Raw genomic sequence first — 18339 nt, 5'->3', positions numbered from 1 at the left:
GTTGCGCTCTGTGGGGCCAGGTCAGTGATGAACGCTGACCCCACAGGGCGCTATGTCGGCCAATCCGATTACTTGATTTCCAGTTCCTGCAGCGTTGACAGAGCCGTGTTCCACGCGGTGTCCCCGTCAGTGCCCTTGTCAATGGCGATAGTTGCTGGACCGAAGACCTGCTCCTGAATCACCGAATCATCCGCGCCCTTGTACTGTGCCTTTACGCCCTCGGCACGGTTCGAGAGAATTTCCCCGATCGGTGCACCATTGAAGAACTTGGTCAGGTCGTTCTCACCGGTCACAGCCTTGGACTTCTGTGCTTCGATGTTGCTTGGGAAGGCTCCAGCTTCTTCGAAGGAAGTCGCCTGCGAGGTGGCGTTGGTCAGGTACTGCGCGAGCTTGGCCGCCTCAGCGGGATGCTTGGAAGTGCTTGGCACCGTCAGGAATGCACCGCCCCAGTTGGCTGCGCCGCCAGGGAAGACATCGGCAAAGTCCCAACCGTCCGATGCGTCGCCACCGGCGCCTTCAACCTGACCCTTGACGTTGCCCAACATCCAGCCTGGGCATGGCATCACTGCGAAGGAGCCGTCGACAAATGCTTGTCCCTTGCCCCAGTCCCATTGGGTCTGCGCCGAGGACAGGCCCTTGGACGCTGCAGCCGACAGTTGATCCCACCGCTCACGCAGTGCGGTGTTTCCCTCAATGTTCAGTGAGCCATCAGCCTTGTAGTAGCCTTCATCGAGCTGGTTGACCATGGCGTTCCAGACGAAGCCGGACTGGTCATAGAAGGCCTTGTCGGTTTTCTTCACGTAGTTCTCGCCCACGGAGAAGAAGTCATCCCACGTCGAGTCGGCGCCGCCGAAGAGTTCTGCAACCTGTTCACGATCGCTGGGCAGACCGGCTGCCTTGAAGAGCTTGCTGTTGTAGCACAGGCCCATAGGTCCGATGTCGGTGCCGTAGCCGATGGTGCGACCATCGGCGTCGGTGGCCTGCTGTACTTTCCAGTCCACCCAGTCGCCGGCGATATCTTTGGCACCGTATTCGTTGAGGTCGGTGAAGCTATCTGAAACGGTCATGACTTGGCCGAGCCAGCCTTCTTCCACAGCTTGAACATCCGGCAGGCCTGCGCCCGCGGCTTGTTTGGTTTTCCAGTCGGTCAGTGCGTTGCCACCGGTGTCGATGTTGGTGGCTTCAATGGTGATGCCTGGGTTATCGGCTTCGTACTGCTTGTACAGAGGATCCAAACCCTGGGTGCCGAAGGTGGTGATGGTCAGGGTGACAGGATTATCCGCGGAGGCTGGCTGGGCGGCGTCCTTGCTATCGCCCGATGCGCAGCCTGCTGCGAGCAGGGCAATACTTGAGCTCAGGGCTACAACCTTGGCTAGCCGAGCTGTTTGTGAGGGGTTCACGGTGACTCCATTCAAGTCTTGTTTGTGCGAGTGAGGTGAGACCAACATATTTTGAGAGCGCTCTCAAAATGTGGCAAAAATATGAGGGTTCTTCCTGAACCCCATTTGCCATAGCAATGACAGCAACTCCGCTTAGCTATTTTGTGAGCGCTCTCACAAAACTTCTTCCATAATTCTCCACAATAGATTCTGCTTGTCAACCCTTAACGAAAGAATCGGCCAGACAACTGCCCCATTGGGAGTTGCCTGGCCGATAAAACTAGCTGAAACTAGCCCTTCTTGTTCAACTGCAATCCAACCAGAACCGGATCATGATCCGATGAACGGTACTGGTTCGAGCTAAACAGGTTGGTGATGTTGTAGTTGTAGCGGCTGTATTCATAGCCGACGGATTCGATGGCGTTGATATTCCAGATATCCTGGCCGGTGACCTTGGAAGCCAGCTCTGGGGAAGCCAGAATGTGATCCAAGGAACCGCTCAGCCCACCATAAACGTAGCTCTGCGAGTCAGCCTTGGCACCGAGATCAACGTAGCCCGCCTCGGCGAGCACTCGAATTGGATCTTCGGCAGCGTAGGAATTGAAGTCGCCAACGAGCAAGACCTTCTGGGTGTTGCGTGACTTCTTCAGCTGATCAGCAAAACTGACCAGCGCCTTAGCCTGATCTACTCGATCGGCGTTCCAGGCACCCTGGCCATCGCCGGAGTCAGCGTTGCCCGAACCGTCTTTCGGGTCTGAGCCCTTCGACTTGAAGTGATTGGCTACGACCACAAAACGAGTCTTCTGATTTCCGCCGACCTTCTGGAAGGCTTGACCCAGTGGTTCGCGCGCATTATCAAAGGCCTCGTCTTCGAGAATGACCGATTCGCCGATCGGCTTCACAGCTTTGTTGCGGTAGATGATCGCGGTGCGGATCACGTCTTCATCAGCCGGGGTAGCATCCGGGCTTGGGACAAATTTCCAGATCTTTGAACCGGCTGCCGAATTCAACTGATCAACCAGATGAGCTAGGGCAGCATCACGATCCTGACCAAAACGGGCCGAGTTTTCAATTTCTTCAAGTACCACGACATCCGCGGTAAATTTGCTCAACGCAGCAACAATTTTGGACTGCTGACGTTCAAAACTGGCCTGGTTGGCAGCTCCACGAGCGTCGCATCCTCGACGGACGGTCACTGGATTACCTTCGCGGTCCGAGTAGTAGCTGCAACCGGAAAGTTCATCGCCGGTAGTGGTGAAGTAGTTCAGTACGTTGAAGCTGCCTACGGACACGTTGCCGCCGACATCCTGTGGGGCACTATTATCGATCTGCTCAAAGTGCAAGGCGATATCTGCGTCATCGGAGCCGATCACCTGCCCCTGAGGCTGTAGTCGCCACAGGTCATACCGGTAGTCCAGAATCATCGGTCCGGTGAAAGTGGCTTCCGCTCCAACACTGACGCGATGGGCAGAATCAATATATGGCAGGGCAACGGTGGTGTTTTTGGCGGTGCTGAAATTCAGGGTGGCACCATCGTCCACCACGATCGAGCGCTGCTCGTTTTCTTTCCCTAGCTCAGCGGCCTGCGCACTGCCCGGAGCAAAGACGTCGGTGGGCTGACGCAGCAGCTTTTCGCCTGGGAGGATCGAGCTTGTTCCCATGGCTAGGGTCAGTTCACCATATTGGTTCAGCGAATAGTTATCCGAGACAGTGAACTCACCCTGAGGTTCAATGAGCATGGATTCGATCTGCTCGCGCCCGGCTTCGTCGCTAGGCAAGGTGATGGCCAATGGCTTAATGCTTTCGGCCGGCTCACTCAGGGACTTCACACTCTGGGCTTTGATCTGGGTGAGCCCGTAGTACTCACTGACCGTTCCAGAGACCTGCAGGTGGTCCCCGACCTCAACTGAAGCTACATCGTCCGGGGCGTAAATGAATACCGCCGAGCTTCCTTCTGTTGGAATCTGTGCCCCACTACCGGCGCTTTGTAGGTAGAATCCGCGAATTCCACCCTCTGCATAGGCGGCGGTCACCACGCCACGCACGGTGGTCTTTTGGCCGACCAATGGGGAGGTATCCCCCGTACCTTGCACCTGCTCGATGGGGGTGATCTCCACCGTGTCAGCCTGAGCTGCGGTGAAGGTGGATGCAACAACAGCCCCGGACAGCAGAACTGCCGCAATACTGGTAGTTCGTCTCTTGCTCATAGTTTCCCTCGGTTGATGATCGTTGGGCGGTAGTCAGAACCGCCAATGGCGACTAGGCTTCGAGGTAATCAGAGTTCAGTGAACTACTCGTGAACTCCACACCGCGTTTATAAGGCTTAGCCAAGAACCATCCAAGAGCATCAAGCGGTTTACGTCTAGACGTGATTAAAGGAATATTTTCCCTATTTGAACTGACCGGTCAGTTCAATTAGTCTTGCTTTGTGCTTATCGCAGATTCAGTTTCCGTCAAGGGACGCCACGATTTACTGGTGTCCCCCACCTCGCTTCAAGTAACTCGCGGAGAGGTACACCTTGTGGTGGCCGACCCGCAAATCTCACGTACCGCCTTGGCCCTAGCCCTGAGCGGGCGCATGAAACCATCTACGGGGACCGTCTCGTGGGGTCACGCTGACTCCCTGAAAACCCTGCGCCAGCACACTGCCCTCCTGGATTCTCCAGAGGTCAACGAACCTGAATCACATATGAAGGTCCGCGATCTCATCGCCGAAGACCTCGCCCTTCTGCCGGGCCCGATCTGGAAAAAACCACGCAATAAAAAGTGGACAGCACTGCACGGATTCGATGATGTGGCCAAGGATTGGGCAGATTCCCTAGATCCCGCCCGCCGGTTGGAACTGCAACTTTTACTGGCCGCAGAAGACTCCCGCATCGAACTTATAGTCCTTGACTCCCCTGATCGCCACGACATGCAAGATGATGTCTGGCTGGATCTCCTGCTTGAATTTGCTGGCTCGAACCGCGCATTCGCGATCGTCGCCATTGTCAGTAACGCCCCTTACGAGTGGGATGGACCGATCACTTACCTGGGATCCAACGAGTACGAAGAATTTGAATCACCGGAAGAAGCCACCGCGCTCATCTCCGGAGAACCTCTGGTTGAAGAGCCAGAAGAACCCGAAGAACTAGAAGAGCCAGAAGAGCCCGAAAATTCTGAAGCGCCTGCAGAACTAGAGGAACCCGATAAAACAGAGGTTTTGTCGCAAGTATCTGTTCAAGATGAGCTGGATCTAGACGTTCCAGAAACAGTGGAGCCCAAGTCCGCGGAGCAAGAATCCACACCGGCAGAACACAGCGACGCAGTACCAACTGTCGCAGAGGATAGCGACGCGAAGGAAAAAGAATGACCACTTTGCAACTTGCGCTCTCCGAGCTAAAGCGCATGACCCGTGGCACCCTGCCAAAGCTGGCGCTCATCGCGGTGACCTGTGTACCTCTGCTTTATGGTGCCCTCTACCTCTACGCCAACTGGGACCCCCAGGGAAACTTAGACAAGGTCACCGCGGCCGTCGTTAATCTCGATGACGGCGGGGAAAAGGACGGCAAATTCACCCGTGTCGCCGACGATGTCGTTGAGAACCTCGAAGACGATGGGACCTTCAGCTGGGCGCATCTCGATTCGAGAGACGAAGCCGCCGACGCGGTGGCCAGCGGCAAATACGCCTTCGCCCTCGTTCTACCCGATAATTTCACCGCTGCGCTGCTGTCCCCCGGCGACTTCAAAGATGCCAGCCAGGCCAATATTGAGTTGCTGACCAATGACGCGAATAACTTCATGGTCTCCAACTTCGCACGGACCCTGACCACCTCGGTGCGCACTTCGGTCTCCGAAGAAGTCGGCACCGAAACCGCGTCGGCGATGATCGCCGGCTTTGTAGACATTCACAGCTCTATGGATAAAGCCGCGGACGGCGCACAACAGCTCTACGACGGCACGATCACCCTAGGTGATGGCATCGTGACCCTGGCCGATGGCACCACCAAGCTTGTTGATGGCAGTAGTGAACTCTCCGACGGTGCTGTCCAGCTCAAGGATGGAACCAGCGAACTTTCCAGTGGCCTTTCTCAGCTGGTCACAGGTCAGAAGAAACTGCTCGATGGCAGCAATTCTCTGGCCGATGGCACCGGAGAGCTAGCCACCGGTGCAGATACGCTCAGCGATGGTTTGAGCGCCATGAAATCCAAGACCAAGACCCTGCCAAGCTCGGTCAAACAGCTCAACGATGGCGCCCAGAGCGCCAAGAGCGCTGCCGACCAGTTGGCCACCGGCGCACGTCAAGTCGCCGATGGAAATAAGCAGCTCTCCGACACCGCCGATGACGCCATCTCGGTGATCAACGAGCTGCAGGACGAAACCGACAAGCAACTGCAGAACGTCAAGACCGATACGCAGGCCGAGCTGGACAAGCTGGTGGCCGACGGTGTGTTGACCCAAGAGCAAGCAGACACCATCAAGTCCAAGGTCAGCGATAGCGTGGAGAACTCGACGCTGAGCAACACCTTGAAGAACAAGGTGGACAAGGTCAACACCGGCCTTGCAGGACTGCAAGATAACCTGCACACACTCTCGGATGGTGCCGACAAGGTCGCCGATGGTAACGAACAGCTAGCTACCGGTCTGGGCACCCTTGCCCAGGGCACCAAGACGCTGAACGCTGCGGTACCAAGCCTCGTGGACGGAATTTCCTCGGCCGCTGACGGCTCAGCGAAACTTGCCACCGGCGCGGACAGTGCCCACGACGGTGCCAAGCAGTTGGCCGAAGGCCAGAAGTCCGCACTGACCGGTGCGACCCAGGCCTCCGAGGGTGCCAAGAAGCTGGATTCCGGAGCCGGTTCCCTGGTGACCGGCGCCGACCAGCTCCACAGCGGTTTGGTCCAGCTTTCCGATGGTGTCGGCGATCTGTCCGACGGTACCACCAAGCTCCAAGATGGCTCCAACGAGCTGGCCACGGGCCTGGATGACGGCGTCAAGCAGGTTCCTAACCCCGATAAGAAGACCAGTGAAGAGCTCTCCGATGTGATCGGTAACCCGGTGACGGTGGAGAACACCAAGCAGTCCGAAGCCCAAGTCTATGGTGAGGGTCTAGCCCCATTCTTCATGACGCTGGCGACCTTTATCGGTGTACTGATCCTCACGCAGGTGATGCGCCCCATTACCAAGCGCGCACTGCTGTCCAACGGCAGCAACTGGAAGATCTCGCTCGGTGGTTGGATACCATTCGCGGCCGTTGCCGTGATCCAGACCAGCTTGCTCTACGCAGTGGTGCACTTCGGACTGGGTCTACACACGGCGCACCCATGGATGGCATGGTTCCTTCTGGTACTCGCCGCCCTGTGCTTCAGCGCCCTCATCCAAGGCTGCTTCGCCCTGCTAGGAACTGCCGGCAAGTTTGTGGTGCTCGTCTTGATGGTGCTTCAGCTGGTCACCGCCGGCGGTACCTTCCCGTGGGAGACCCTGCCAGCGCCATTGCACTTCCTGCACCAGATCTTGCCGATGGGTAATGTGGTCGTCGGACTGCGTCACCTGGTGTACGGAGCGGAATTGAATGTGCTCTCCGCGGTCGCAGGCTCATTGCTCATCTACACCGCCATTGGACTAGTCTTGAGTATGCTTGCGGTACGCAAGAACAAGACTTGGCGCCTGGCAACACTGCAACCGGAGCTGAAAGAATGACAACGCTAACCGGCCAGCGCCGCCGCGTGCGCGCCACGGATTCGAAGGAAAAGCTCTTCGAAGCGGCCATGAGGCTGCTCGGTTCGCGCTCCCCCGAGTCCGTCTCGGTGGACGAGATCGCCGCGGCCGCCGGCGTTTCCAAGGGCACCGTCTACTACAATTTCGGTTCCAAGGACGAGCTGGTCAGCCAGCTGCTCAGCTACGGCGCGCAGAAGCTCATGGGCGAACTGGCACGCGTTGCTTCCGCGGAAGACCCCTACCTGGCGCTGCGCCAGATGCTGGAATTCGCCATGGATTTCGTGGCCAGCTACCCGGCCTTCGCCCATCTGTGGATGCAGGAGCAGCTGGATGCCGACACCGCCAATGCATTCGCCGGCACCCCGCTGAATACGCAGGTGACCGGGCTGATCATCGAGGTCCTAGAACGCCTCGTGGTGCTCGCCCCGGAGCAGAAGCTGTCGGTAGCCACCAGCATTTTCGGCGCCGCCTTGTTCACCGCCCGCATGCGCGCCTCGGGACGGACCGATCTGGACCGCGAGCAGACGGTGCGCGCCGTGCTGCTCACCGTGGACGGGCTGCGTGCCACCCGTCCACCAGCCAGCAATTAGGCCCGCGCTTCCCAGCTGGCGGTTTCGCTGATGCCCGGCAGTTCGCCGCTGAAGATCAGCACCCCGGGATAGTCGTTGAGCAGTTCGGCCACCGTGGCATAGGCAGCATCGGGCAGGCGGGCCAGCAGCGAATCGAGCACCAGCAGCGGCGGTTCGCGCAATAGCGCCCGCGCCACCAGCAGCGAGGCCTGCTGCGCGGAATTCAGCGGTTCTCCGCCCCGGCGCAAGCGGGTTTCCTCCGCATCGGGCAGGTGGGCCATCTGCAGCCCGCAGGTTTCCGCCAGTGCCACTGCCTTGCGCAGCGACGCGCCCGGATGGCGGTAGCGCAGCGCGCGGGCAACGCTGCCGCGCTCGGGAACCATGGACTCCAATGCGGCGCCGATCAGCTTGCGGCGGCCGGTCGCAGGCAAATCCTCGCTTCGCCCCTCGGCGATCCACACCCCGGCCTGCGGGTCGGCGTCATGAGCCAGGCTGCCGGTGGCGATGGCCGCGAGCAATGCGGCGCAGTCCCCCTGGTTTCCGCGCACCGCGATGCGCTGCCCGGGCTGGGCTCGCAGCATGGGAAACTTCCCGGCCATCGATTCCGGAAGCTGGATGCGCACTGAGGACGGCTGGAGCATCAGCTCCTTCGCATCGCGGGTGCTCGCCGGCGATGCTTCGCTGGCCTGCCAGCGTTCCTGCTCGGCCAGCAGCGGCGCGATGATGCGCCGGCCGGCCTTGTAATTCTGCCGGTACTCCACCACGCGGCCCCACTCGCCCAGGGTTCCGGCGCAGATTCCCATCAGCGTCAGCGCGGTCGCCACGGCGGCTGCCGGAAGCTGTGCCTGCGCGGCCGCGGCCACGAGAAGCGCGGTACCCAGCAGCGGAATGGCCAGCGCCCCGCCGCGCAGGGCCGCGGCGAACCGGGCGCGATGCACCGACGCGTCAATCACCTTCTGCGAGGTGTCCTGAACCCTTTGCACCTCCCGCTCGATGCCGCCCCCGGCGGCAATCGCGGTCCGCGCGGCCACGGTATCGGCAATGCGCGCAGCCAGGTTCCCGCGGTGCCGGCGCAGGGTCCGGGCGCTGAGGAACGTCCCGCCGGCCAGGCTCGTCAGCAGGATGCCTTCCAGCACCAGCGTCGCGCCCAGGCTGAGGGCCAGCAGCGGATGCAGGAACCACAGCCCCGTGCCGCTGACGATCAGCAGCGGCAGGCCGGCCACCAGCGGGACCATGCCCTGCACAATCCAGTTGCGGATCGAGGACAGGTCGTTGGTGGAGCGGGCAATGGTGATGCCCATGGACGGGCCGCGGGCGCTGCGCAAAGCGTGGGCCACCAGCCCGCGGCGCAGCTGGGCCACATAGTGCTGGCCCAGCTTCTCGGCCAGCACCCGTTCAGCGTATTTGGCCAGGAAGAAGCAGCCCGCCAGGCCCAGCACCGCGGCTAGCGCCCCGGCGCTGAGGCTTGCCGAGAGCTGCCCGATCAGCCAGCCAATGGCAATCGAGAGCAGGCCGGCGAGAACGCCTAGGCTGAGCAGTCCGGCCAGGAGCATCCGCCGGCCGGGCGCCACCAGTGGCGGCAGGCGCTCGGGCTGGGCCACCGGCGCGGCGGCGGTCTTCTGGTCCAGCATTGCGGCTCCTAGCGGGTTGGCAGCAGCGCGGCGGCAACCTCGGCCTGGCACAGGTCGAAGGTCCCGATGACCGGGGTGGCCAGCTGCGCCTGGGCTTCCTTCGCGGCCAGCGGGGAGGCGGTGAGCACTCCGGACACCGCGGCAACATCCAGGCCTGCTTCGCGCAGGATGCGTTCGCCGGCCAGCGCGCCCAGCGCGTCCTGGGCGCTGAACAGCACGCGGTCCACGTGCTCGGAGAAGACCGGGTCGAGCAGCAAGCGGGAGGTCTCGCCCTGGAACAGGCCGTCGGCGATCTCGATGACCACTGCGTCCGCGCCGGTGGCGCTCTGCTCGCGGATTATCGCCACCAGCAGGTCGCGGACGGTTTCGTAGTCCAGGCGGTAGGTGGTCGGGAAGCCGAAGTCGGTGAAGTCGCAGACGCTGAAGGCGCCGGCATCGGTGAACAGGTCCGGGTCGTTGCCTGCTCCGGTGCCGGTGGCCTTGCCTGCGGCAACTGCCATGCCGGAGTTGACCAGGCCGTTGACCAGGCACCCCAGGGTGGTGGACTTGCCGGAGTTCATCGAGGTGCCCAGCACCGCGATCACCGGCGGGCGCTGGGCGCCGGCCTGCGCCGGGCGCGGGGAATCGTCCTCGATGCCCAGCGGTGCGAAGTCCGCCAGGTTCACGACCTTGCCGTGGCGCATCAGCAGGCCGGTTGGCTGCAGCTGGGTCGCCATGTCGATCGTGGCGTGCTGCTCGATGACTTCGCTGGCGACGCCGCCGCCGGCCACCAGCTGGCAGGGGCCCAGGTTCTGCGGCACATGGGCAAGGAACTGGTCCGGTGCGTAGCGGTCGCCGTAGGCGACCATGATCTCCTGGCCGACGAACATCAGCTGGCGGCGGGAAACCGGGGACTGCAGGCGCGTGTGCTTGCCCAGCTCGGTGACGGTGGCAATCACGACGTCGCCGGCACGAGGCGCCATGTTCGCGCGGCGCACGACCTGGAAATCCTGGGGGTTGCGCTGCAGCTCGGCTGCGACAAAGCGGGTGGTGTAGGCGGCGCGGATGGTGCGAGCACGCTGTGCATCGATCTGCTGCTGCACTTCGTTGCGGGCTGCGGTGGTCTGCGTTGGAAGCGATTCTGCGATGATGGCCATTTGCCTGTTCCTCTTTCACTGTTTCCGGCCTGCGGTTGCCGTGTGCCGGTGCTGGCTGTGCTGCCAACGATTCCTAGTGAAACGAGCAATAGTGAACTCAAAGTGAACGGTTCATGAGACGACGAGGTGGATTCGATGAGAGGGTTATCATCTGCTTCTCATACATCCAGATCATCACTTATTTACATGCTGACTAGTGCGTTAGAAAAATCTTGATGAGACTTCTCTCATGCAGGCCGAGGTGCGGTGAAATGTGTGACGCGCGCATCACGGGCATCCAAATGCGAGTACGGGTGCGAAGTTTCCAGCACCGTGGTTCCCAGGGTCGGATAGTTCATCGCCAGCTCGTAGACGGCTTCTTCATCCGAGTCCATAGCGGCCAAGCGCAACGCCAATTCCTGCAGCACCGGCTGATGCCCGATCACCAGCAGGCAGCTGACCGTATCCGGGACCTCATTGATGATGGAGCACAGCTGGGAGACGCCCGCGGTGAAGATGCGCGAGTCGATGTAGGGGGTTGGACCCTTTTCACCAAGCTCGGACAGCACCCACGCGCAGGTGGCGCGCGCACGCAGCGCATCGGAGCAGATGATGTAGTCCGGGATCAGGCCATTCTCTACAAGCCAGGCTCCGGCGGCGGGAGCCTCGCGGTGGCCGCGGGCTGCCAGCGGCCGGTCGTGATCCGCGACGCCTAGCGGGTAGTCGGCCTTGGCGTGGCGCATCAGAATGAGCTTGCGGGAGTGAATGGTGTTCATTGTCCCAGCTTAAGACAGCAGTGGCGGGCAAACCGAACCCGGTTTGCCCGCCACTGCTGTCAGCAACTGCTAGATGGAGTATTCCGGAGCAGCCCAGACGACCACTTCTGGGTGCTCGTAGAAGCGGTAGCCCTGGCCGCGCACGGTTCGCACGGTGTTGGCCAGGCGTCCCAGCTTCGAACGCAGGCGACGGATATGCACGTCGATGGTGCGTTCATTGGGGACTTCTTCGGCGTTGCGCCACAGGTTTTCCAGCAGCTCTTCACGGCCTACGGTGCGGGTGCCGTTTTCCACGAGGAAGTTCAGCAGCTCGAATTCCTTGAAGGTCAGGTTCAGGGTTTCGCCATCCAGGTAGACTTCGCGGCGCGAGAGGTCAATCAGCACACCCGATGGGCGCGGGGTGGATGGGCGGGCTTCAGCGCGAGGCCGGCGGGAAATCGTCGGGTCGCCCAGTGCCTGGCGAACAACATCGATTGGCTCGCCCTGCGCACTGGTTGGTGCCAGCGCTACGGCGGCGTGGGTCTGTGCCTGCGGCGACAGGGTGGCCAGGAAGGCGCGCACCTGGGTGGCAAGCTTGCCTAGCGAGGTGCCCTGCGCCTGGGCTGCGGTTTCATCCAGGCCTACGTAGAGCACGAAGCCGCGTGCTGAGGTATCGGCGCTCGGCTGGCCGGTTGGCTGCACTGGAGCCTGAGCTGGCTGATGCGATGCATCACGAGTTTCATGAACATTGGAAACTGCGCGCAGTGGGCGATAGCCCGCTGGTGCATAGTTGCCAGAAGCTGCACGCTGGGCAGCTGCTGCGCGGTTCTGCGCATTGCGAATTGAAACGTGGACGTATCCGGAACCAGCCGACATAATCTTTTTCCTCTTTTAGTGCGAAGGCCAAGTGGTTTGGCGCTCATGCTTCGGGTTTTGCTTGCGCTGTCCGCGGCCTTCGTCCACGTTCAGCAGTTGGGTTTCCCGTCAATAACACCCAAAATCCGGATTGCGAATCACTCGCAATTCGATCTGGACGCCAAGGACGCCGAGCATTCGTTGAGAACAATCACGGGCAATTCGAGGTCGTTATTCGAGGTGCCTTTGCTGTTCTGCGCCGTACTCACACCTCTAGTTTCCTCGTAACATTGACAACTTGCAAGTAACAATGGACACCCGTGTCCACATAGTGAGACGAATGTTTCCAAACGTGACGCACGCCACTTTAGGCAATTCTGGACTGTCTAAGCGCTTAACTAAACAATATGCTCAAGCTTTCAATTGAACTTCGTCATTTCGCCTAGTCCATTCAGAGGCCTGAATATCCATTCATCACTCCCTCTTGTCCACGCTTCAATCATTCGTCGTTCTTAGGGGTTGACCAAATTAACCACTATCGGTTTGGGTTTTCTCCGCATAAAATCGACTTGCAGTCATAGCTTGCACACAGCAAAAACATATTCTCGGCCCATGGCAATAGGACAAGCTGATAAACATGAATGAATCTCGATTTTCACCTTCGCAATTGCCTCGGCTGACCCACCCTGACGGCACGGCAATCAAAGTTCTCGTGGTCGATGATGAACCTTCGCTGGCAGAATTGGTCGCCATGGGAACCCGCATGCTCGGCTGGGAAGCCACGATGGCCCACGATGGGCCGGAAGCAGTGGCGACCGCCCGCTCCTTGGCCCCTGACGTCCTGGTCCTCGACTGGATGCTGCCCGGATTCGACGGCCCGGAAGTGCTGCGCAAGGTGCGCACCCATTTCCCGGAGATCCCAGTTCTCTTCCTGACCGCCAAGGACGCGGTCGAGGATCGCATCGAAGGCCTGGGCGCGGGTGCAGACGACTATGTCGCCAAGCCTTTCAGCCTCGAAGAGGTCCTGATCCGGTTGCACCGTCTCGTGGAACGTTCAGGCGCGGCCACCGCAGATTCCGCTGAACTAGTGGTCGGCGACCTGGTGCTGAACATGGACTCGCACGACGTATCGCGTGCAGGCCGCGAAATTTCGCTGACCGCCACCGAATTCGACTTGCTCAGCTACCTGATGAGCAATGCCCGCCGAGTGGTGTCCAAGTCGCAGATCCTGGACAACGTCTGGCACTACGATTTCGACGGGCAGGCGAACATTGTCGAGTTGTACATCTCGTACCTGCGCAAGAAGATCGATGTTGATGCTGAGCCGATGATCCATACCGTGCGTGGTGTCGGCTACGTGCTGAAGCCGGCTGCATGAGCTTCTTTTCCCCGAATACCAGGGTGAGCTCGCCGCACGCGCTGCAGCGCAAGCTGCTGCTCATCCTGCTGACCTCGGTCACCGCAGTATCCGTATTGCTCGGCCTGCTCTACAACGCCGGCATGCGCCAGACGTTGATGGACCAGCTCAACAGCCAGCTGCGGCTCACCACCGAACGCGCGCTGAATTATTCGCAGGGCGCGCCAGCGGTGAACTCCCGGTTGGATGCTCCGGGCCAGTCAGCCGGCACGCTGACCGCCCGATTCGTCGACAAGTACGTCTTCAACGGCGGCGTGCTGGATGAACGCACCGGCGAACTGAAGCAGCTGAGCCAGGAAGACGCCATCCCGATGGTGGATCTCGAACTGAGCACGTTGCGTGCCGGAGGGCAGTTCAAGCCGGTACGCGCCCACCTGACCGTGGGAGACTACTACCTGGTCGCCGTGAAGGACTCCGGCTCCAACGGCATCCTGATCGTCGGCTTGCCCCTGCACGGCACCGACCTGGCGCTGCGCGGCATGGCGTGGCTGACGCTGTTCATTGCCTTGATCCTGATCGCCGGTGCAGGCCTGGCCGGCTCATGGCTCATCTCGCGTTCGCTGGCCTCGCTCAAGCGTGTGGCCGCCGTGGCAGGTTCGGTCGCCGCCGAAGATCTCGATTCGGGCAAAGTGGACCTGACCCAGCGTGTGCCCGCACGCGATGCCATCCCCGGCACCGAGGTGGGCAATGTCGGCAATGCGCTGAATGCGATGATCAGCAACGTCGCCACCGCACTGACCGCCCGCGAGAAATCCCAGGCCCAGATGCGCCAGTTCGTCGCCGATGCCTCGCACGAGCTGCGCACGCCGCTCTCGGCAATCCGCGGCTACACCGAGCTGCTCTCCGCTACCGAGCATTTCTCCCCTGACGGGCAGCGCTCGGTGGATCGGGTGCTGCAGCAAAGCAGCCGGATGAGCTCGCTGGTGGAGAATCTGCTGCTTCTGGCCCGCCTGGACGAAGAGAATGCTTTCAAGCGCAGCAAGATCGATTTGTGCTCGCTGACCGCGGATATCACCGAAGATTTCAGGCTGACCGCGAGCGACCATCATTGGGAGTTCGACTGCCAGGCGCCGCAGACCTTCGTCTACGGCGATTCGTCCTCGCTGCGCCGGGTGATTACCAATCTCCTGGCCAATGCACGCAAGCACACGACCGCCGGGAACACCGTCACCGTATCGGTGGACCGCGACGAGGACGCCGATGAAGCCGTCATCCGGGTGCACGACACCGGCGAAGGCATTGCCCCCGAATTCCTGCCCCGGGTATTCGAGCGTTTCACCCGAGCCGACAAGGCGCGTTCTGGCTCCGATGGCACCACCGGGCTGGGCCTGCCGATCGCCAAGAGCATCGTCGAAGCCCATGGCGGCAGCATTACGGTGGCGTCCACGCCAGGAGACACCGTCTTCGAGGTCCGCCTGCCGCTGGACGAACCCGAAACCGATGAAGAAACGCCGGAAGCTGCGGTGTAATCACCGCGGCCTCCGGGCGCATGGCTTAGCTGATGCTAGGCAATCGGCGGGGTCACGCCATACAGGCGGTCGCCGGCATCGCCCAAGCCTGGGATGATGTAGGACTTCTCGTTCAGCTTCTGGTCCATCGCCGCCAGCACGATGTGCACGCGGTCGTCGCCACCGTGGATTTCCTTCAGGCGCTCGACGCCCTCAGGAGCGGCGATCAGGCAGATGCAGGTGACGGATTCCGCGCCTCGCTCGAAAATGAACTTGATGGACTCGGCCAAGGTGCCGCCGGTGGCCAGCATCGGATCCAGCACGAAGACCTGGCGACCGGTCAGGTCGTTTGGCACGCGGTCGGCGTAGGTGATGATGTCCAGGGTTTCCTCGTTGCGGGCCATGCCCAGGAAGCCGACTTCAGCGGTTGGGACCAGGCGGGTCATGCCTTCGAGCATGCCCAGGCCTGCACGCAGGATCGGGACAACCAGCGGGGTTGGCTTGGCAATCGAGGTGCCGGTGGTGGTGGCGACCGGGGTCTGCACCTCAACGTTTTCGGTTTTCACCTCGCGGGTGGCTTCATAAGCCAGCAGGGTGACCAGTTCGTCGGTCAGCTGGCGGAAAATCGAGGAGGGGGTGTTCTTATCACGAAGAACCGAAACCTTGTGTGCCACCAGTGGGTGGTCGACTACCTGTACGCGCATAAGTAGAAATCTATCAGCACCGCCTCGGCCAAATCGAGAGAAATCCTCGATTTCGCGCTGTTAAAGGTCTTTGGTGTGCCCAAGGAAACAGCAAACTTCAGTGCAGCGGGCGGTGATCCACGCTCCCGGAGCCCGGCAGCCGTCGCAAAACACGTAAAGTGAAAGCACTATGGTGCACGAATTTGATGCTTGGATGGACCTCGCCTTGGCTGAAGCGCGCAAAGCGCTAGCCACCGATGACGTGCCCATCGGCGCCGTTATCCTCTCCCCCGAAGGCGAAGTGCTGGCCACCGGCCGCAATGAGCGCGAGGCGGTCAAGGACCCTACAGCGCATGCCGAGGTGGTCGCCATCCGCAATGCGGTCAAGGCACTGGAAGCCACAGGGCAAGACGATGGCTGGCGCCTATCGGACTGCACGCTGGTGGTGACCTTGGAGCCCTGCGCCATGTGCGCCGGGGCCATCGTCCTTTCGCGCATTCCCAAGCTGGTCTTCGGGGCCTGGGACGAGAAGGCCGGGGCCTGCGGCTCGGTTTTCGACATCGTCCGTGAACCGCGCTTGAACCATTGGGTCGAGGTGTACTCGAGGGTCAAGGAAGACGAATGCGCAGAGCTGCTGCGTGAATTCTTCCGGGGCAAGCGCGGCTAGGAGCCGACGTTGATGTGTTTCGGAACACTTCAAGCCAAAAACAGCGTTCTCGTTTTTGTTTTCACCTGATGTTCGTTATAGAGTTATCAGGTCTGGTGACGTGTCCGAGCGGCCGAAGGTGCAACACTCGAAATGTTGTGTACGGTAACCCCGTACCGTGGGTTCAAATCCCACCGTCACCGCCAGAAAAACCCCGGTAATCAGTGATTACCGGGGTTTTGCCTTATCTAGCGCTAGTTCGCGAAGGTATCGGTGAGCTTGCCCTTGGCATCCCACAGTGCCAGCGAATCACCGGCATTGTTCAAGATGCCCGGACCGTCCACGTAGAAAGCTTCGTCGCTGTTGGTGCCCGGACCCGAGTACACGCGCAGCTGCTCGTCTGGCTCTAGCTCGTATCCCTGGCCGATTTCCAAGATGTTGTTGGCGGCATCGCGAATGATGTAGCCGCTGACATCGATGGTGCGTTTGCCGGTGTTCTCCAGGATCACGTGCTCGCCATTTTCCGGAGCGACGTCGTTTCCAGGCACGTCGTTGACCGCGTCGGCAATCACCACGCCGTTGTTGGCCGGGAAGTCCTTCTGTCCACCGATATGGCGGTTAATCTGTGTTGGGAAGTCGCCGGTGATCCGCTCGACGCCCAGAGCCATGGCATCGTCAGCAGCTTCGGTGGCGTTGACCGTGTAGACGCCCAAGCCCAAGCCTGCGTCCTTCACGCGCTGGGCACCGGCGGCATCAAGCGTGCGGTAGTTGGTGCCGAAGGAATCAGCGTAGGTCGCGTAGTTTGCCAGTTCCGCGGCAGTTGGCACGGTTCCCGTCAGCTGCTGCAGAGGCACTTCCGGAGCCAATTGGGCGAACATCTGGTTGGATGCCGCGTCGAAGCTGAGCACCTCGATCTTGTTCGCGTCGGCGAGCGCCTTCCACTCCGGATCCTCGGCCAGCGCGTCCGCTACCAGCTTCTCCACGCCTGGGGACTTGGCCGGATCCTTGATTTCGATGAAGACGCCGGTACCGCCGGCCAGTGCACCTGGGACCTCATCGAAATGGGGAATCTTGGTTCCCTTGAACTCGTCCGAGAAGTAGGAACCGGCATCGAGCTGCTGCAGTTCGTCCCAGGTGAATGACGTGATGGGGTCATTGACGCGGTCAGGGAATACCTCTGCCACGTTCGTGGTGCGCGAAGGAGTTCCGTCATGGAAGATGAACGGCACCCCGTCCTTGGACAGCTGCACGTCGATTTCAATGAATTCGGCGCCAGACTGGCTGCCTGCCTTGATGGCTGGCAAGGTGTTCTCCGGAGCCACACCGGCTGCTCCGCGGTGGCCGATGATCAGTGGATCGGAACCAGTCGGTTCAATCGGTGCGGCTCCTGCAGGAGCGGCCAAGGTGAAGGCCAAAGCCAGGGTTGCTGTGCCGAGGATGATTTTGCGCAGTTTCATGGAGCTCTTCCGTTGGTGTCATTGATGTACACCGGCCATGCTTCCGCTCGCTGATGACGGCGGCGGCACACTGAGCTAAATCAGAGATTAACCTTTGCTACTCAATCTCATGCAAGCTGAACTGCGTTTCCAGATTCGTTCCATTCAATTCAAGATAGATTTGCCCCTCGGTCACCGAGACGGACATGGTGTTGCGGCGTGTCAGTGCCTGGGTTGCCGCATCGACGAACTGGGGGTCGAAGGAACGCACCATGATCTGTTCCGACTGGTGGATCGTCTTTCCACGCCAGGAGGCCAGAAGCTTGGCAGGGTCGCGATGCGTGTAGACGGCGGTGCGCCCTGCCCGCTTGCTTCCCGTATGCAGCCGCTGGGCATCAGGAGCACCCACTTCAATCCACGCGGTGATCAGGCCGGTCAGATCCTTGACCAAGATGGCAGGCTCTTCCCCGGTGGAAACTCCGCCGGCCGAGAAGGAGATGCCTTCCTCGTATTCGAGGCAGTATGCCAGCACGCGGGTAACCAGATAGGCATCGGTTTCCGAAGGGTGCTGCGCAACCCGCAGGGAAAGATCCTCGTACACCCCGCGATCCACATCAGCAAGCTGGATTTCAAAGGTGTGCATAGTCGCGCCGATAGCCATAGTCATCGAGTTTACCGCGAATGCCATGGCCCGTCCGACGAGCAGCC

At 60.7% G+C, this 18339-nt stretch carries 15 protein-coding genes and 1 tRNA gene; 7 read left to right on the top strand and 9 right to left on the bottom strand.

The window, feature by feature from the left end:
* Nucleotides 1–68: 68 nt before the first annotated feature.
* Nucleotides 69–1400 (bottom strand): ABC transporter substrate-binding protein, encoded by a 1332-nt coding sequence (locus ACR9WD_RS02445; RefSeq protein ID WP_434922644.1) that lies wholly within the window; start codon nucleotides 1398–1400, stop codon nucleotides 69–71.
* 269 nt (nucleotides 1401–1669) lie between these two features.
* Nucleotides 1670–3586 carry an ExeM/NucH family extracellular endonuclease gene (locus ACR9WD_RS02440; RefSeq protein ID WP_434922643.1) on the bottom strand — a complete coding sequence of 639 codons (1917 nt, stop codon included), beginning with the start codon at nucleotides 3584–3586 and terminating at the stop codon, nucleotides 1670–1672.
* Nucleotides 3587–3903: 317 nt separating this feature from the next.
* On the opposite strand from ACR9WD_RS02440, the gene ACR9WD_RS02435 reads away from it, so the two are divergent.
* From ACR9WD_RS02435 to ACR9WD_RS02425, 3 genes are read left to right on the top strand one after another with little or no spacing between them, the layout of a single operon-like run.
* On the top strand, nucleotides 3904–4731 hold the full coding sequence (locus ACR9WD_RS02435; RefSeq protein WP_434922642.1) for an ABC transporter ATP-binding protein: 828 nt from the start codon (nucleotides 3904–3906) through the stop codon (nucleotides 4729–4731).
* Nucleotides 4728–7058 carry a YhgE/Pip domain-containing protein gene (locus tag ACR9WD_RS02430; protein ID WP_073707465.1) on the top strand — a complete coding sequence of 777 codons (2331 nt, stop codon included), beginning with the start codon at nucleotides 4728–4730 and terminating at the stop codon, nucleotides 7056–7058. The genes ACR9WD_RS02435 and ACR9WD_RS02430 overlap by 4 nt, the downstream gene beginning before the upstream one ends.
* Entirely contained in the window at nucleotides 7055–7666 is a 612-nt protein-coding gene (locus ACR9WD_RS02425) for a TetR/AcrR family transcriptional regulator (RefSeq protein WP_073707464.1), read from the top strand. Before ACR9WD_RS02430 ends, ACR9WD_RS02425 begins: the two co-directional genes overlap by 4 nt.
* On the opposite strand, the gene ACR9WD_RS02420 is transcribed toward ACR9WD_RS02425, so the two are convergent.
* The 4 genes from ACR9WD_RS02420 to ACR9WD_RS02405 form a co-directional block, all read right to left on the bottom strand.
* Entirely contained in the window at nucleotides 7663–9276 is a 1614-nt protein-coding gene (locus ACR9WD_RS02420; RefSeq protein WP_434922641.1) for an ABC transporter transmembrane domain-containing protein, read from the bottom strand. The two genes, ACR9WD_RS02425 and ACR9WD_RS02420, sit on opposite strands and share 4 nt — an antisense overlap.
* 8 nt (nucleotides 9277–9284) lie before the next feature.
* Nucleotides 9285–10412, bottom strand: a complete 1128-nt coding sequence (locus ACR9WD_RS02415; RefSeq protein ID WP_121866119.1) for a DUF1611 domain-containing protein — start codon at nucleotides 10410–10412, stop codon at nucleotides 9285–9287.
* Between the two features lie 227 nt (nucleotides 10413–10639).
* A complete protein-coding gene (locus ACR9WD_RS02410) occupies nucleotides 10640–11167 on the bottom strand; it encodes a SixA phosphatase family protein (RefSeq protein WP_066144017.1) in 528 nt (175 codons plus the stop codon).
* A 69-nt stretch (nucleotides 11168–11236) separates the two neighbouring features.
* Nucleotides 11237–12022 carry a winged helix-turn-helix domain-containing protein gene (locus ACR9WD_RS02405; RefSeq protein ID WP_066144014.1) on the bottom strand — a complete coding sequence of 262 codons (786 nt, stop codon included), beginning with the start codon at nucleotides 12020–12022 and terminating at the stop codon, nucleotides 11237–11239.
* A gap of 616 nt (nucleotides 12023–12638) precedes the next feature.
* Here ACR9WD_RS02405 and ACR9WD_RS02400 point away from each other — a divergent pair.
* Together ACR9WD_RS02400 and ACR9WD_RS02395 are read left to right on the top strand one after the other, a co-directional pair.
* Nucleotides 12639–13379 (top strand): response regulator transcription factor, encoded by a 741-nt coding sequence (locus ACR9WD_RS02400; RefSeq protein WP_038992352.1) that lies wholly within the window; start codon nucleotides 12639–12641, stop codon nucleotides 13377–13379.
* A complete protein-coding gene (locus ACR9WD_RS02395) occupies nucleotides 13376–14887 on the top strand; it encodes a sensor histidine kinase (RefSeq protein ID WP_121866118.1) in 1512 nt (503 codons plus the stop codon). The genes ACR9WD_RS02400 and ACR9WD_RS02395 overlap by 4 nt, the downstream gene beginning before the upstream one ends.
* A gap of 35 nt (nucleotides 14888–14922) precedes the next feature.
* Here ACR9WD_RS02395 and upp read toward each other — a convergent pair whose 3' ends face one another.
* Nucleotides 14923–15570: a uracil phosphoribosyltransferase gene (gene upp / locus ACR9WD_RS02390; RefSeq protein WP_066144007.1), complete on the bottom strand. Its 648-nt coding sequence runs from the start codon at nucleotides 15568–15570 to the stop codon at nucleotides 14923–14925.
* A gap of 169 nt (nucleotides 15571–15739) precedes the next feature.
* Between upp and tadA the strand changes: the two genes are divergently transcribed.
* A complete protein-coding gene (gene tadA / locus ACR9WD_RS02385) occupies nucleotides 15740–16216 on the top strand; it encodes a tRNA adenosine(34) deaminase TadA (protein ID WP_073707459.1) in 477 nt (158 codons plus the stop codon).
* Between the two features lie 94 nt (nucleotides 16217–16310).
* A tRNA-Ser gene (locus ACR9WD_RS02380) sits at nucleotides 16311–16401 on the top strand.
* 48 nt (nucleotides 16402–16449) lie between these two features.
* Here ACR9WD_RS02380 and ACR9WD_RS02375 read toward each other — a convergent pair.
* A complete protein-coding gene (locus ACR9WD_RS02375) occupies nucleotides 16450–17652 on the bottom strand; it encodes a glycerophosphodiester phosphodiesterase family protein (protein WP_121866117.1) in 1203 nt (400 codons plus the stop codon).
* A 97-nt stretch (nucleotides 17653–17749) separates the two neighbouring features.
* Nucleotides 17750–18292: a YaeQ family protein gene (locus ACR9WD_RS02370; RefSeq protein WP_073707457.1), complete on the bottom strand. Its 543-nt coding sequence runs from the start codon at nucleotides 18290–18292 to the stop codon at nucleotides 17750–17752.
* Between the last annotated feature and the right edge of the window lie 47 nt (nucleotides 18293–18339).

Source organism: Glutamicibacter sp. PAEs-4, assembly GCF_051161755.1.
GTDB lineage: Bacteria > Actinomycetota > Actinomycetes > Actinomycetales > Micrococcaceae > Glutamicibacter > Glutamicibacter nicotianae.
Note: the sequence above shows the minus strand (reverse complement) of the source record. Positions and strands in the feature narration are given on the sequence as shown.